The organism is Chromobacterium piscinae (genome assembly GCF_021129175.1).
Classification (GTDB): Bacteria; Pseudomonadota; Gammaproteobacteria; order Burkholderiales; family Chromobacteriaceae; genus Chromobacterium; species Chromobacterium piscinae.
In genome coordinates this window covers 1-14,819 of record NZ_JAJOHV010000130.1, presented here as the reverse complement: position 1 = coordinate 14,819, position 14,819 = coordinate 1, and the positions used below count along the sequence as shown (strand labels likewise).

Annotated in this window: 14 protein-coding genes; 9 read left to right on the top strand and 5 right to left on the bottom strand. The window is 68.0% G+C overall.

Translation table 11 applies throughout. The annotated features are described in order from the left end of the window. From LQR33_RS22925 to LQR33_RS22910, 4 genes are all read left to right on the top strand, one after another. The coding region (locus LQR33_RS22925; protein ID WP_231470567.1) for an efflux transporter outer membrane subunit at window positions 1-1,144 on the top strand (1,144 nt) is incomplete at its 5' end. A gap of 177 nt (window positions 1,145-1,321) precedes the next feature. Next, complete coding sequence (locus LQR33_RS22920) at window positions 1,322-2,464, top strand: HlyD family secretion protein (protein ID WP_221668180.1); 1,143 nt, start codon at window positions 1,322-1,324, stop codon at window positions 2,462-2,464. Between the two features lie 7 nt (window positions 2,465-2,471). Next, window positions 2,472-4,016, top strand: a complete 1,545-nt coding sequence (locus tag LQR33_RS22915) for a DHA2 family efflux MFS transporter permease subunit (protein WP_221668181.1) — start codon at window positions 2,472-2,474, stop codon at window positions 4,014-4,016. 205 nt (window positions 4,017-4,221) lie between these two features. After that, on the top strand, window positions 4,222-5,856 hold the full coding sequence (locus LQR33_RS22910) for a hypothetical protein (RefSeq protein ID WP_231470565.1): 1,635 nt from the start codon (window positions 4,222-4,224) through the stop codon (window positions 5,854-5,856). Window positions 5,857-5,918: 62 nt separating this feature from the next. Here the strand turns inward: LQR33_RS22910 and LQR33_RS22905 are convergent, their stop codons facing one another. From LQR33_RS22905 to dkgB, 3 genes are all read right to left on the bottom strand, one after another. After that, window positions 5,919-6,551, bottom strand: coding sequence for a hypothetical protein (locus LQR33_RS22905; RefSeq protein WP_166439613.1), 633 nt, complete (start codon window positions 6,549-6,551; stop codon window positions 5,919-5,921). Then, complete coding sequence (locus LQR33_RS22900; RefSeq protein ID WP_166439612.1) at window positions 6,544-6,885, bottom strand: FKBP-type peptidyl-prolyl cis-trans isomerase; 342 nt, start codon at window positions 6,883-6,885, stop codon at window positions 6,544-6,546. Before LQR33_RS22900 ends, LQR33_RS22905 begins: the two co-directional genes overlap by 8 nt. 68 nt (window positions 6,886-6,953) lie before the next feature. Beyond that, window positions 6,954-7,751: a 2,5-didehydrogluconate reductase DkgB gene (dkgB, locus tag LQR33_RS22895; protein ID WP_231470569.1), complete on the bottom strand. Its 798-nt coding sequence runs from the start codon at window positions 7,749-7,751 to the stop codon at window positions 6,954-6,956. 189 nt (window positions 7,752-7,940) lie between these two features. Between dkgB and LQR33_RS22890 the strand changes: the two genes are divergently transcribed. Further along, the gene (locus LQR33_RS22890; protein ID WP_221664927.1) at window positions 7,941-8,711 is read left to right on the top strand and encodes a substrate-binding periplasmic protein; all 771 of its coding nucleotides are present in this window, start codon (window positions 7,941-7,943) and stop codon (window positions 8,709-8,711) included. Window positions 8,712-8,864: 153 nt separating this feature from the next. Here LQR33_RS22890 and LQR33_RS22885 read toward each other — a convergent pair whose 3' ends face one another. After that, a complete protein-coding gene (locus LQR33_RS22885; protein ID WP_231470563.1) occupies window positions 8,865-10,157 on the bottom strand; it encodes an adenylosuccinate synthase in 1,293 nt (430 codons plus the stop codon). Window positions 10,158-10,268: 111 nt separating this feature from the next. Between LQR33_RS22885 and gcvA the strand changes: the two genes are divergently transcribed. The 3 genes from gcvA to LQR33_RS22870 all read left to right on the top strand — a co-directional run bounded on the left by gcvA (window position 10,269) and on the right by LQR33_RS22870 (window position 13,346). After that, a complete protein-coding gene (gene gcvA, locus LQR33_RS22880) occupies window positions 10,269-11,147 on the top strand; it encodes a transcriptional regulator GcvA (protein WP_221664929.1) in 879 nt (292 codons plus the stop codon). Window positions 11,148-11,354: 207 nt separating this feature from the next. Then, window positions 11,355-12,137, top strand: a complete 783-nt coding sequence (locus tag LQR33_RS22875; RefSeq protein WP_166439608.1) for a 3-hydroxybutyrate dehydrogenase — start codon at window positions 11,355-11,357, stop codon at window positions 12,135-12,137. Window positions 12,138-12,146: 9 nt separating this feature from the next. Further along, window positions 12,147-13,346 (top strand): patatin-like phospholipase family protein, encoded by a 1,200-nt coding sequence (locus LQR33_RS22870; RefSeq protein ID WP_231470561.1) that lies wholly within the window; start codon window positions 12,147-12,149, stop codon window positions 13,344-13,346. 32 nt (window positions 13,347-13,378) lie between these two features. Here LQR33_RS22870 and LQR33_RS22865 read toward each other — a convergent pair whose 3' ends face one another. Further along, window positions 13,379-14,305 carry a LysR family transcriptional regulator gene (locus tag LQR33_RS22865; protein WP_231470559.1) on the bottom strand — a complete coding sequence of 309 codons (927 nt, stop codon included), beginning with the start codon at window positions 14,303-14,305 and terminating at the stop codon, window positions 13,379-13,381. Window positions 14,306-14,465: 160 nt separating this feature from the next. Between LQR33_RS22865 and LQR33_RS22860 the strand changes: the two genes are divergently transcribed. After that, window positions 14,466-14,819, top strand: a 354-nt coding sequence (locus tag LQR33_RS22860) for an MFS transporter (RefSeq protein ID WP_231470557.1), incomplete at its 3' end; no start/stop codon positions are given.

The window sequence follows — 14,819 nt, the reverse complement described above, 5'->3', positions numbered from 1 at the left end:
AGCCGGCGCCGCGCGGCTGCCCGGCGCGGACCTGAACGCCGCGATCGACCGCGACAAGCAGAGCTACAACAACGGCATGCCGGCGCCGGCTGGCTTCAACACCAGCGGCCGCGCCACGCTGGACTTCAGTTACGAATTGGACTTCTGGGGCAAGAACCGCGCCTCGCTGGCCGCCGCGACCTCGGACCTGACCGCCGCCCGCGCCGACGCGGCCCAGGCCAGGCTGATGCTGACCGCCTCGCTGGCCGCCGGTTACGCCGAACTGGCGCGGCTGTTTTCCGAGCGCGACGCCGCCGCCCAGGCGCTGGACGTGCGCGAGCACACCGCCAAGCTGATGCTGCAGCGTTGGCAACAAGGCATGGACACCCGCGGCGTGCTGCGCCAGGCGGAATCGCGCGAGGCCGCCGCCCGAGCCGACCTGGCGGCCGCCGATGAAAGCATCGTCCTGCAGCGCCATAGCCTGGCCGCGCTGATCGGCGCCGGACCCGACCGCGGCCTGGCCATCGCCCGCCCGGGCGCCAAACTGTTTCGCGAACAGCGGCTCCCGGCCGCGCTGGCGGCCGAGCTGCTGGGCCGCCGACCCGATCTCGCCGCCGCCCGGCTCCGCGCGGAAGCCGCGGCCAAGCGCATCAATGCCGCCGAGGCCCAGTTCTACCCCAACATCAACCTCACCGCCTTCGTCGGCGCCCAATCACTGGGGCTGGGCCTGTTCGACAAGGCCGGTTCCGGCATAGCCGGCGTCGGCCCGGCGATCAATCTGCCCATCTTCCGCGGCGGCCAGTTGCAAGGCCAATACCGCGCCGCGCGCGGCGATTACGACGCCGCCGTCGCCAGCTACGACGCCACGCTGAGCCAGGCGCTGCGCGAAGTGGCCGACACCGTCTCCAGCCAAGCCGCGCTGACACCGCAGCTGCAACAGCGGCAGGAAGCGCTGACCGCCGCCGACGAGGCCTACCGCGTCAGCCAAGACCGCTTCGACGGCGGACTGGCCAATTACCTGGACGTGCTGACCGCAGAAGACAGCGTGATCACCGCCCGCCGCGGGCTGGCCAATCTGCAAGCGCGCCGCTTCTCGCTGGACGTGGCGCTTGTCAAGGCGCTGGGCGGCGGCTACCAGCAAACAGAACAACAGGCCGCCCGCTGAGAACCTGCTTACGATCTCGCGAGCGGGAGCGAGACAAGGCGAAAACGGTTGAGAAAGCGGAATGTACACCCGGTACATGAGCATTCCGAAGACGTTTTCAACGCCGAATCGCCGAATCGGCGCAGATCGTAAACAGGTTCTGAGGCCGTCGGCAAACCCACATCTGGACTACCCATCATGAGCGAAAACGCACAAGCCCTGCCGGCTTCCGCGGCGCCCGCCGCCGCCGGCCATCCCCTGCAACGCAAGAAGCTGTTCACGCTGCTGTTCGGCGCCGTCGCCGCGGCGGCCGTCGCCTACGGCGGCTACTGGACGCTGGTCGGCTCCCATCACGTCAGCACCGACAACGCCTATGTCGCCGCCGAGATCGCCCAGGTGACGCCCGAAGTGGCCGGCACCATACAGCAGGTGAAGGTGGTCGACACCCAGGCGGTGAAGGCCGGCGAGGTGCTGGTGGTGCTGAACGACAGCGACGCCAAGCTAGCCCTGGCCCAGGCCGAAGCCGACCTCGCCCGCGCCGAGCGCCGGGTGAAAGGCTACTTCGCCAACGACGAGGGCTTGTCGGCCCAGGCCCAGGCGCGCAGCGCTGACGAGGCCCGCTCCGCCGCGCAACTGGCGTCGGCCCGCGCCGACCTGGAACGCGCCCGGCTGGACCTGCAGCGCCGCCAAGCGCTGGCGAAAAGCGGCTCGGTGTCCGGCGAAGAGTTGAGCAACGCGCAGAACGCCTACGCCACCGCGTCAGCCAGCCTGAAGGCCGCCGAGGCCGCCAGCCGCCAGAGCGAGGCCAACTACCGCGCCGCCGTCGGCAGCCTGAAAGCCAACCAGACCCTGACCGCCGACACCACGGTGGACGACAACCCGGAAGTGGCGCTGGCCCGCGCCAAGCGCGACCAAGCCAGGCTGGACCTCGCGCGCACGGTGATCCGCGCCCAGATGGACGGCGTGGTGGCCAAGCGCCAGGCCCAGGTGGGACAGCGGGTGCAGTCCGGCACGCCGCTGATGTCGGTGGTGCCGCTGCAGAACGCCCATGTCGACGCCAACTTCAAGGAAGTGCAGCTGAACCGCGTGCGCGTCGGCCAGCCGGTGGAGCTGACCGCCGACCTCTACGGCGGCAAGGTGGTGTACCACGGCAAGGTGGCCGGCCTGTCCGGCGGCTCCGGCGCCGCGTTTTCGATGATTCCGGCGCAGAACGCCACCGGCAACTGGATCAAGGTGGTGCAGCGGCTGCCGGTGCGCGTCGCGCTGGACCCGGCCGAGCTGAAAGCCCATCCGCTGCAGGTGGGGCTGTCGATGGAAGCCACCATAGACGTCAGCGAGTGAGGCCATCATGTCTAGCGCGAATCCGGCGGCCGGCGAAATCCAGCGGCCGCTGACCGGCAATATGCTGTGGCTGGCGGCGCTGGTGCTGGCCGCCGCCAACTTCATGGTGGTGCTGGACACCACCATCGCCAACGTGTCGGTGCCCAATATCGCCGGCGGCCTTGCGGTGTCGTCCAGCCAGGGCACCTATGTCATCACCTCCTACGCGGTGGCCGAGGCCATCATCGTGCCGCTGACCGGCTGGCTGGCGGCGCGCTTCGGCACTGTGCGGCTGTTCGTCGGATCGATGCTGCTGTTCGGCCTGTTCTCCATGCTGTGCGGCCTGGCCGGCTCGCTGGAGACGCTGGTGCTGTTCCGCGTGCTGCAGGGCCTGGCCGGCGGCCCCCTGATGCCGATGTCGCAGACGCTGCTGCTGCAGATCTTCCCCAAGCAGAAGGCCGGCGCGGCGATAGGCCTGTGGAGCATGACCACGCTGATCGCGCCCATCATGGGACCGATTCTGGGCGGCACGCTGTGCGACCAGGCCAGTTGGCCGTGGATCTTCTACATCAACGTGCCGATCGCGCTGGGCTGCGGCTTCCTCGGCTGGAACCTGCTCAAGCGCTACCAAAGCCGCATCGTCAAGCTGCGCGTCGACGCGGTCGGCCTGGCGCTGCTGGTGGTGTGGGTGGGCGCGCTGCAGCTGATGCTGGACAAGGGCAAGGAGCTGGATTGGTTCGCCTCGCCAGCCATCGTCGGCATGGCCATCGCCGCGCTGGTGGGCTTCGCCGCCTTCCTGATCTGGGAACTGACCGAGGCCCAGCCCATCGTCAACCTTCGGGTGTTCCGCCACCGCGGCTTCTGGGCCAGCGTGCTCACCATCTCGCTGGCGTTCGGATCGTTCTTCGGCGCCACCGTGCTGACGCCGCAATGGCTGCAGGCCTATATGGGTTACACCGCCACCCAGGCCGGCTACGCCACCGCGATGAGCGGCGTGCTGGCGGTAATGGTGGCGCCGATCGCCGCCCAGCTGTCCTCGCGGATGGATCCGCGCAAGCTGGTGTTCTGCGGCGTGATGTGGCTGGGCTGCGTCACCCTGTACCGCAGCTTCTCCACCACCGACATGGGCTTCTGGCAGGTGGCGCTGCCGCTGCTGTTCCAGGGCCTGGGCATGCCCTTCTTCTTCGTGCCGCTGACCGGCCTGGCGCTGGCCAGCGTGGAGCCGGCGGAAGTGGCGTCGGCGGCCGGCCTGATGAGCTTCATGCGCACGCTGTCCGGCGCCTTCGCCACCTCGCTGGTCACCACCGCCTGGGACGACAAGGCCAATTACAACCACGCCGAGCTGGTCGGCATGGTGGACAGCGGCGGCGACGCGCTGCGCGCGCTGACCGGCGGCGGCCTGTCCGACAGCGCGGCCTGGGGCACCATAGAACAGACGCTGCAGGCGCAGAGCATCATGCTGTCCACCAACCAGATCTTCTGGCTGGCCGGCCTGTCCTTCGTCGTCGCCGCCTGCGCGATCTGGCTGGCGCCCAGGCCCAGCCGCGTCGCCGACACCAGCCAGGCCCACTGAGTTTCTCAACCCGTGTTTCACCACTTGCCCCGGGCCACCACGGCCGGGGCTTTTTTTCGCCCTGTATTCCCGGCCAGGATTTACATACCGCCTCCATCTCGTAACAGACGCTTACATATACTGCGTGCTATCAATATGCCGTAACAATAACCAAGACCACCCGCGCCTCCGCTTTCCATTCAACGCAGACAGGAAACCCTCAGCAATGAAACATTCGATCAAGCGGCTGGCGCTGACCATGGCCGCCGCGCTCGCAGGCCAAGCCGCAACCGCCGCGCCGTTTCAGGCCATCCGCCATGACGCCTTCGCCCAGTCCTGCCAGGCTCTGTGGGGCAAGAACGCCGCGCGCAGCCGCTGGGTGAAGGACGACGGCCAGGGCGGCCTCGCCTATGCGCCGCTGAATAGCAACGGCGACCGCATCATGGACTTCTCCAGCGCCGGCTATATGGGCGGCGGCGTCGCGCTGCCGGCCGCCCCGGTGAAGGCGACAGTGAAGCCCAGCGGCAGCGCGGCCAGCGATCTCGCCAACATCCAGGCCGCCATCGCCAAGGTGGCCGCCTTGCCGGCGGTGAACGGCGTGCGCGGCGCGGTGCTGCTCGCCCCTGGCGTCTTCCTGCTCGAGTCGCCGATCCAGCTGGCCAGCGACGGCGTGGTGCTGCGCGGCAGCGGGTCCGGCGCCGGCGGCACCGTGCTGAAGGCGCAAGGCTCCGGCCACGCGATGCTAAGCCTGGGCGGCGCCAGCGCCAGCCTGACGCCGGTTGGATCGGCCGCCGCCATCAGCGACAACTATGCGCCCTCCGGCGGCAGCGTCATCCATGTTTCCAACGCGCCCGGCTTCAAGCCCGGCGACGCCGTGATGATCCGCCGCCGCGCCAGCGCCGAGTGGATCCACTTCATGAACATGGACCAGCTGGTCCGCGACGGCAAACCGCAAACCTGGATCAACGCCGGCAACAACAACGAAACCTGGCTGCGCACCGTCGCCGCCGTCAGCAGCAACCAGCTGACGCTGGACATCCCGCTGTCCGATTCCTTCGACAGCGGCTACTTGGGTGGCAACGGCGGCAGCGTGCAGAAATACGCCGCCAGCGGCATCGCCAGCCAGATCGGCGCCGAACACCTGGCGCTGGAAGGCCTGCCCAACGGCAGCGGCGCCGACTACGGCGTGGCGAATCTGGACAATCTGACCGACGGCTGGCTCAACGACATCCAGGCTCACAACTTCACCAACGGCGTGGTGGTCGGCAAGCAAGGCCGGCGGCTGACGCTGGAAAAAGTGGCGCTGAACCACGACCACAACAATGTCGACTGCACCGGCGCCAAGGCCTTCGAATTCAGCATCGCCGGCAGCCAGGTGCTGGTGAACCGCAGCGCGTCCACCGGCAGCAAAAAGTCGTTCTACTACGCCACCCAGGCCCAGGCCGGCGGCCCCAACGTGCTGCTGAACTTCACCGGCCGCGCCGAGGCCTGCGGCAATATCGAGCCTCACCAGCGCTGGGCCACCGGTCTGTTGGTGGACAACGCCGACGTCAGCGACGCGATCGCGCTGGGCAACCGCGGCGCCGACGGCAGCGGCCACGGCTGGAGCATGGGCTGGGGCGTGACGTGGAATTCCAAGGCGGACCAACTGGCCATCGCCGCGCCGCCAGGCGCGACCAACTGGGCGATAGGCAGCAGCGGCGCGCTGACGCCTAATGTGCCGGACGCCCAAGGCGTGCCGGTGCCGCCCAAGCTGGGAAGCGTCGACTCGGCCAACGTCCGCGTTGGGCCGGACAGCCTGTACCTGATGCAGCTTTGCCAGCGGCTCGGCCCGCAGGCGGTGAAGAACATCGGCTATTGATCGGCGGCTGAATCGAAAAGAGGCCCGAATGGGCCTCTTTCGTGGAGAAAACGGATTGCGGTTCAATACAACTCTTCGTTTTCCCACATCGCCATCAGACGTTCCGGCCAAAACAGCTTGGGCAACTGCAACACGGCTTGGGTGGACGGGTGCGTCAGTATCGGATACCAACGCCCGGTGATGCGCTCATTCGGCGCATAGCGGCGGAAAAACATCGCGGTGGACGCCATCACGGCGCTCTCCGACCATTCCGACGGCAATTGCATGCCCAGGCAGCGATCCATTTCATCGGTCACAAACTGCGCCAGCCTCGCCCTCGACTCATCCTCGGGTTCGGTATGCTTGAGCCGGTACAAGTCCTCCGCCAGTTTCGCCAAGGCTTGCGGCTTATCATCAAATTCGGGATCCGCGGAATGCAGCAGCAGAAGCGGAAGATCGTAACCGCCGACCTCGAACAACAGGCGGTTGGCCTGCACCAGCGCCGCCCAGCGCACGCTGCCGTGGTTGAACAGCAGCGTCTGTTGCTTGTAGATCTCGTTCAAGCCGTCGTCAGGGCCGATGAAAGTCGGCGGATGGGTATACAGGATGCGGCCGCAGATTGCATGCCACCATCTCGGCCGCTTGGCGAAATTCCGCCGGGTTTCCGCCAGCAGCTCGCCCATCGAGGTATCGACAAAAAAATCCGGCTTATTCATCCCGCGTCAGCACTTCCAGCAACTCGATCTCGAACACCAGGTTGGAATTGGCCGGAATGCGGTCGCCGATCTGGCGCTCGCCATAGGCCAAGTGCGCCGGCACCCACAGCTTGCGCTTGCCGCCCACCCTCATGCCCATCATCCCCTGGTCCCAGCCCTTGATCACGCGGCCGGTGCCGATCACGCACTGGAACGGACGGCCCTTGTCCAGCGAGGAGTCGAACTTGGTGCCATCCTCCAGCCAGCCGGTGTAATGGCTGGTGATCAGGGCGCCGCGCACCGCCTCCTTGCCCTCGCCCACCACCAAGTCCTCGATCTTCAGCTCTTCACTCATTGCTCTTCATCCACAAAACGCCGCGCGGGGCGAAAACCATTATTGTACTCCGCGCAGCGAGCGATGGATTAGGCGTCCCAAGCCGGGGCGAAGTCCGGCTTGGCGATGCGGCCGCCGTCTTCCAATTTGGCGATGCGCGCCATGTCATCCTCGTCCAAACGCAGCTTCAGCGCGTCCAGGTTTGCCGCCAGATTGGCGCGCTTGGTGGAGGACGGGATCACCGCGATGTCCTGCCGCAGCTGCCAGGCCAAGGCTACCTGCGCCGCGGTCGCCCCGTGCTTGTCGGCGATGGCCAACAGTACCGGATCGCTCACCACCCGGCCGTAGGCCAGCGGCATGTAGCCGGTCAGCGCGATGCCGCGATCGCGGCAGAAGGCGCGGACCTTGAGGTTCTGCAGATAGGGATGCACTTCCAGTTGGTGAGTGCCGATCTCCTGGGCGCCCACGGCGTCTATGGCTTGTTTGAGATGAGCGATGGTGAAGTTGGACACGCCGATCTCGCGGGTCAGGCCCAGCTGCTTGGCCTCGGCCAACTGGTTCATGTACACCGCCATCGGCACTTCGTCCTTGGGCGAAGGCCAATGGATCAGCGTCATGTCCACGCTGTCCAGGCCCAACTTGTCCAGGCTCTCCCGCAGGCTGGGAATCAGCTTGCCCTGGCCGAACTTGTCGATCCAGATCTTGGTGGTGACGTACAGCTCGTCGCGCGGCACGCCGCCCTTGGCGATGGCGCGGCCGACATCGGCCTCGTTGCGGTAGATCTGCGCGGTGTCGATGTGGCGGTAGCCCAGATCCAGTCCCATCGTCACCGACTCCTCGGCCTGCTGTTCCTTCAGGCGGAAGGTGCCCACTCCCAGTTTCGGCATTTGCACGATGCGTTTCCTTATTTGAATTACGGCCGGAGGCATGCGCTCATGCCCTCAGCATGGAAAGCATCCAGCCTACCCGAGCAAGCCGCCGCAAGCCAGCCGCCATGCCTTCCTACCTGACGGACTATCCTAACAAGACCCAAAACGTTACATTGACGATAATGTTCGAAGGGTAGGCTTCCCAGCATGAAACCATTGATTCTGCTGTTCGCCTGCGGCCTCAGCGCCGCCGCCGCCGCGGAAACGCTGACGGTGGGCATAGGCGATCAGGCCTTTCCGCCCTACAAGATGGGCAACGACACGCTGGACCCTCGCCGCCCCGGCCTATCTGTGGAGCTGGTGCAGGCGGCCGCGCGCAGTTGCCGGCTGAAGGCCGATATTCGCCTGCTGCCCGGCGCGCGGCTGCTAAAGGAATTGGAGCACGGCTCGCTGGACGCCGTGATGATGCTTTCCTACACCGCCGACCGCGCCGCCTACGCCGCCTTTCCGCTGCAAGGCGGCAAACCGGACGAGGCGCGGCGGCTGGCCACGCTCAGTTACGCGCTCTACGTGCGCCGCGACAGCGATGTGGGCTGGGACGGCAAGAAGCTGTCCAATCTGCGGCGCAGCGTCGGCGCCAACGCCGGCTGGTCGATCAACACCGATCTGCAGCGGCTGGGCATCCCGGCGGAGACCGCCAACAGCGTGGCGCAGAACTTCGACAAGCTGGCCAGCAAGCGCATCGACGCCTACGCGGTGCACGAAACGCTGGGCGACGCCTACCTTGCGCGCAATCCAACGCTGCCGGTGCGCAAGCTGGCGTTGCCCATCAGCACCAAACCCTACTTCCTGCCGGTCTCGCGCCGCTACGCCGCCAGCCATCCCAGGCAGGTGGATTGCCTGTGGAACGCCATCGCCGCCCAGCGCGACGAGTTGACCCGGCGGCGCATCCGCTTCTACCTGAACGCCGGCGGCTAAGCCTCCGCGCTCAGAACCTTTTCAAAGTCTGCTGCGCTTCGGCGATACGGCGTTGAAAACAAGCTCAAAATGCTCATGTACCACTTGTACATTCCGCTTTTTCGCTTGTTTTCGCCTTGTTTCACTCTTGCTCGCGAGACTTTGAACAGGTTCTCAGGCGCCCAGCGTCCACGGATCGGCCAGGCGGATCACATCGTCGCGCTCGGCTCCGGTTGAGATCAGCGACACCGGCGCGCCCGCCAATTCCTCTATACGCCGCACATAGGCGCGCGCCTGCTCCGGCAGCGCGTCCAGGCTGCGCGCGCCGCGGGTGCTTTCCTGCCAGCCCGGCAGCGTCTCGTACACCGGCTCGATCCGGCCGCGCTCGGCCAGCCCCGCCGGATAATCATCCCGCAGAACGCCGTCCAGCCGATAGCCGGTGCAGATCTTCAGTTCGTCCATCCCGTCCAGCACGTCCAGCTTGGTCAGCGCCAGGCTGGCGATGCCGCCCACCCGCACGCTCTGGCGCAGCAAGGCCGCGTCCAGCCAGCCGCAGCGGCGCGGCCGGCCGGTGTTGGTGCCGTACTCGCCGCCGCGCTCGCGCAGGCGATCGCCAACGGCGTCGTCCAGTTCTGTGGGGAACGGCCCGCCGCCCACCCGCGTGGCGTAAGCCTTGCACACGCCCAGCGCATGGCCGCGCGCGGCGCTGCCCAGGCCGGAGCCGGAGGCCGCCTGCGCCGGTCCGGTGCCGGACGAGGTGACGAAGGGATAGGTGCCGTGCTCGACATCCAGCAGCATCGCCTGCGCGCCTTCGAACAGAATGCGCCGGCCGGCCTCGTCGGCCTCGTTCAACAGCTTCCACGCCGGCCGCAAATAGGGCAGGATGCGGCGCGCCTGCTCCAGCAGCGCCACCAGCATCGGCTCCAGTTCGAAAACCGACCGCCCCAGCGCCGCCAGCACCGCGTTGTGGTAGCGCAGCGTCTCCTCCAGCCGCCCGCGCAAAACCGCCGGATCGGCCAGATCAGCCAGCCGGATCGCCCGCCGGCCGGCCCGGTCCTCGAAAGCCGGCCCGATGCCGCGGCCGGTGGTGCCGATCGCCTGGGTGCGCGCCGCCTCCTGCGCCGCGTCCAGCGCGATGTGGGACGGCAGCAGCAAGGTGGCGTTGTCGGCGACGGCCAGCTGGTCCGGCCCGATCGCCAGCCCCTCGGCGGCGATGCGGTCGATCTCGGCCAGCAGCGCCTGCGGGTCCACCACCACGCCGTTGCCGATCACGCCCAGCTTGCCGCGCAAGAGGCCGCAGGGCAGCAAGGCCAGCTTCCAAGTCTTGCCGCCCACCACCAGCGTGTGGCCGGCGTTGTGGCCGCCGTTGAAACGCACCACGCAGTCCGCCGTCTCGGCCAGCAGATCGACGATCCGCCCCTTGCCCTCGTCGCCCCATTGCGCGCCCGTCACGATCACCTTGTTCATGCGTTTCTCCAAAATTGAAAATTGATGCTGTTGCGACAACACCTTACGCAACTTGCCGACTGGCCGACAAACGACTTATTCTGGCTTTTCATGTCAGGAAAACTCACACGAATGAAACGAGACCTCCCGCCGCTGAACGCCTTGCGCGCGTTCGAGGCCGCCGCCGTCCGCCAAAGCTTCAGCGAGGCCGCCGGGCTGCTGCACGTCACCCACGGCGCGGTCAGCCGGCAGATCCGCCTGCTGGAGGAATGGCTGGGAACACCGCTGTTCGAGCGCCAGCACCGCCAGGTGCGGCTCACCGACGCCGGCCGCGACTACCTCGCCGACGTCCGCGCGGCGCTGGAGCGGATAGAAACGGCCAGCGCCAGGCTGCGGCAGGGCCCGATGCCGCTGCGGGTGAACGCGCCGGCCACCTTCACGCTGCGCTGGCTGATTCCGCGGCTGTCCCGCTTCCAGTTGCAGCACCCGCACGTGGAGGTGAAGCTGACCACCTCCAGCGAGCCCGTCTCCCAACTGGCCGACAGCTTCGAGGTGGCGATACGCGGCGGCCCGCAGGCCTTGCCCGGCTTCATCGCCCACGAATTCCTGCAGGAAAGCCGGCTGCCGGTGTGCAGCCCAGCCCTGTTGGAACGGCTGCCTATCTCCTCGCCGGCCGACCTGTCCCGCCACACCCTGCTGCACACCGCCGGCAGCCCGGAATTCTGGCCGCAGTGGCTGGACGCCGCCGGCGCGTCCGGCCTGCAGCCGGCGGCCAGCCTGACGCTGGAGCATTTCTACCTGACGTTGCAGGCGGCGCTGGACGGGCTGGGCGTGGCGCTGGGCCCCAGCCGGCTGATCGCCGACGATCTGACCAGCGGCCGGCTGGTGCAGCCGTTTTCCGGCCCGCGGCTGGAAGACTGGCGCTACTTCGCCTATGTGCCGGAAACGCGCGACGGCCACCCGGCCGTCGCCGCCTTCTGCCGCTGGCTGGAACAGGCGGACCCAGCGTGAGCGCCGGCGACAAAACAACCCATTGTCATACTCGACGCCGTCCGCCGCTTCGGCTATATCTAAAAGCCTCCGCCGGTCCGCGGGGGAACTCATCCCGCCGACCGGCCTCGTACCAGTAAGCCTCGATTGCCCGGAGGGCGGCCAGACGCCGCGCTCCGACCCGGTTTTGCCAGTTGTTCCCCTTCCAGAAACGACAGGAGAAGCGCCATGCAATTGAACGGAAAAGTCGCCCTGATCACCGGCGCCGCCAGCGGCATAGGCAAGGAGATCGCGCTGGTCTACGCCCGCGCCGGCGCGGCGGTGGCCATCGCCGACATCAACCTGGACGCCGCGCGCAAGACCGCCGACGAAATCGCCTCCGCCGGCGGCAAGGCGATAGGCGTGGCGATGGACGTCACCAGCGAGGATGCGGTCAACCAGGGCACCCAGCAAGTGGTCGACGCCTTCGGCCATCTCGACATCCTGGTGTCCAACGCCGGCATCCAGATCGTCAATCCCATCGTCAACTACAGCTTCGCCGACTGGAAGAAGATGCAGGCGATACACGTCGACGGCGCCTTCCTCACCACCAGGGCCGCGCTGCAGCACATGTACAAGGACAAGCGCGGCGGCGTGGTGATCTACATGGGCTCGGTGCACTCGCACGAGGCCTCGCCGCTGAAGTCGGCCTATGTCGCCGCCAAACACGCGCTGCTGGGCCTGGCCCGGGTGCTGGCCAAGGAAGGCGCGCCCTACAATGTGCGCTCCCACGTGATCTGCCCCGGCTTCGTGCGCACGCCGCTGGTGGACAAGCAGATTCCGGAACAGGCGAAAGAGCTGGGCATCAGCGAAGAGGAAGTGGTCAAGCGGGTGATGCTGGGCAATACCGTGGACGGCGTGTTCACCACCGTGGACGACGTGGCCCAGACCGCGCTGTTCCTGGCCGCCTTCCCCAGCGCGGCCCTCACCGGCCAGTCCTTCGTCGTCAGCCACGGCTGGTTCATGCAATAAGGAGCGCGCATGGCGAAGGACAAGCTCAATCCGGCCTGCCACGCCGACGCCGCGCCCTACAGCAGCCCGGCCTTGCCGCCGGACCACCGCTACCAGGTGGTGGCGCTGGTGCTGCAAGGCGGCGGCGCGCTCGGCGCCTACCAGGCCGGCGTCTACCAAGGGCTGGCGGAGGCCGATCTGCATCCCAACTGGGTGGCCGGCATCTCGATCGGCGCGCTGAACGCCGCCATCATCGCCGGCAATCCGCCGCGCCAGCGCGCGGAACGGCTGGAACAGTTCTGGCGCACCATCAGCCGCCAGCCGCTACTGCCGCCGACGCCGCACAATCTGCTGGACGACGCCCAGGCGCTGCCGCCGCCGCTGCAAGGCTGGCTGAACGGCCTAGAAGCCTGGCGCGCGCTGATCGAAGGCCAGAACGGCTTCTTCCAGCCGCGCCCGCCGCTGCCGCCCCGCGACGGCGGCACCGCCAGCTTTTACGACACCTCGCCGCTGAAAGACACGCTGGAGCGGCTGGCGGACTTCGACCGCCTCAACGACAGCGGCGAAATGCGGGTGTCGGTGGGCGCGGTGAACGTGAAAAGCGGCAACTTCGCCTATTTCGACAACACCCGCCAGCGGCTGCGCGCCGAGCACTTCATGGCGTCCGGCGCGCTGCCTCCCGGCTTCCCTGCGGTGGAGATAGACGGCGATTACTACTGGGATGGCGGCATGGTGTCCAACACGCCGCTGCAGCCGGTGCTGAGCGAGCGGCCGCGCAAGCATTCGCTGGTATTCCAGGTGGACCTGTGGAGCGCGCGCGGCGAGTTGCCGTCCGACCTGTCTCTGGTCGCGCTCAGGCAGAAGGACATCCAGTTCTCCAGCCGCACGCGGATGATCACCGACTACATGCGGGATAGCCAGCAATACCGCCAGCTGCTGCGCGAGGTGATGGAGCTGGTGCCGGAAGCGGCGCGCGGCAGCCCCGCCTACCGCCATGCCGCCGGCCAGGCTTGCGACCGTCTGTTCAACGTGATCCACCTGATCTACCAGGACAAGCCCGGCGAAGGCCACTACAAGGACTACCAGTTCGGCGCCCGCGCCATGCGCGAGCACTGGGCTAGCGGCCTGGCCGACATCCGCGCCACCCTCGCCCATCCGGAATGGCTGAGCATGCCGTCGCCGGAACGGCCCTTCGTCACCCACGACGTGCACAGCCGAGCCTCTCGCTGACGGCGGCCGGGGCGCTGGCGGCGTTCCGGCCTCTACTCCTCCGCGCCGCCGGCCCCGGTTTCCTCCCATCCTTCGCCGCATGCCGCTTTGACGCAGCCGCGCAGCCAGCGGTGAGCCGGATCGGCGTCATGCCGCGGATGCCAGATCATGGAGATGACGATGCCGGGCACCGCCACCGGCAGCGGAAAGCTCTGCATGCCGTCGCGCAGAAAGCCGGTATGCCGCTCCGGCACCGAGGCCACCAGATCGGTGGCGCGCGCCAACGCCAGCGCCGCGGTGAAGCCGCCTACCAGAGTGGCGACGTTGCGCCGCAAACCCAGCGCCTTCAACGCCGCGTCTATCGGCCCCCGCTCCTGGCCGCTGCGCGACATGCAGACATGCCGGGCCGCGGCGTAGCGCTCGGCGCTGATCTCGCCGTCCAGCAGCGGATGCCCGGCGCGCGCCACGCCGACGAAACGATCGCGGAACAGCATCCTCACCCGCAGCTCCGGCCCGGCCGACGCGCCCACCACACCGGTGTCCAGATCCACGCTGCCGTCGCGCAGCGGCGCGCTGTCCTTGTCGGCCTTGAGCGCGAAACGGAAGCGCGCGCCCGGCGCCTCCCGGGCCGCCCGCTCCAGCAGGCGGGGGCCGAAGTTCTCGACGAAGCCGTCGCTGGTGCGCAAGGTGAAGGTGCGCTCCAGCGCGGACAGGTCCAGTTCCCGCGCCGGCGTCAGGGCCGCTTCCGCCTCGCCCAGCAGCGGGCCTATCCGCTCGCGCAGCGCCAGGGCCCGCGGCGTCGGCACCAGGCCGCGTCCGGCGCGGACCAGCAAGGGATCGCCCATCGTCGCGCGCAGCCGCGCCAGCGCGCGGCTCATCGCGGACGGGCTCAGGCCCAGCCGGCGCGCGGCGCCGGCCACACTGCCCTCCGCCAGCAACGCGTTCAGGGTGATCAGCAGGTTCAGATCGGGTGTGCTCATCCGTCCACCATAGCACGGCTAGGCATGGCGTCGCATGCAGCTATCTAATGCATGACGCGCGTCTTCCGCCATATCTCGCGCCGGCCTAGGCTGCAGGCATGGACAAGGCGCGGACGGCCAACCGCCGCCCGCGCCATCGCAAACCTCATGGAGCATTCGATTGAACATCACGCATTCCAGCCAGCGCGGCGCGCTGGCCTGCCTGTCCCTGTGCGTGCTGCTGTCCTCGCTGGGCACCAGCATCGCCAACGTCGCCCTGCCGGAGCTGGCCCGCGCCTTCGGCGTCTCCTTCCAGCAAGTGCAATGGGTGGTGCTGGCCTACCTGCTCACCGTCACCTCGCTGATCGTCGGCGTCGGCCGGCTGGGCGATCTGATCGGCAAGCGCCGGCTGCTGCTGGCCGGCATCCTGCTGTTCAGCCTCGCCTCGCTGGCCGCCGGACTGGCGTCCTTCCGCGGGCTGCTGGCGGCGCGCGCGCTGCAGGGCCTGGGTGCCGCGGCGATGCTGGCGCTGGCG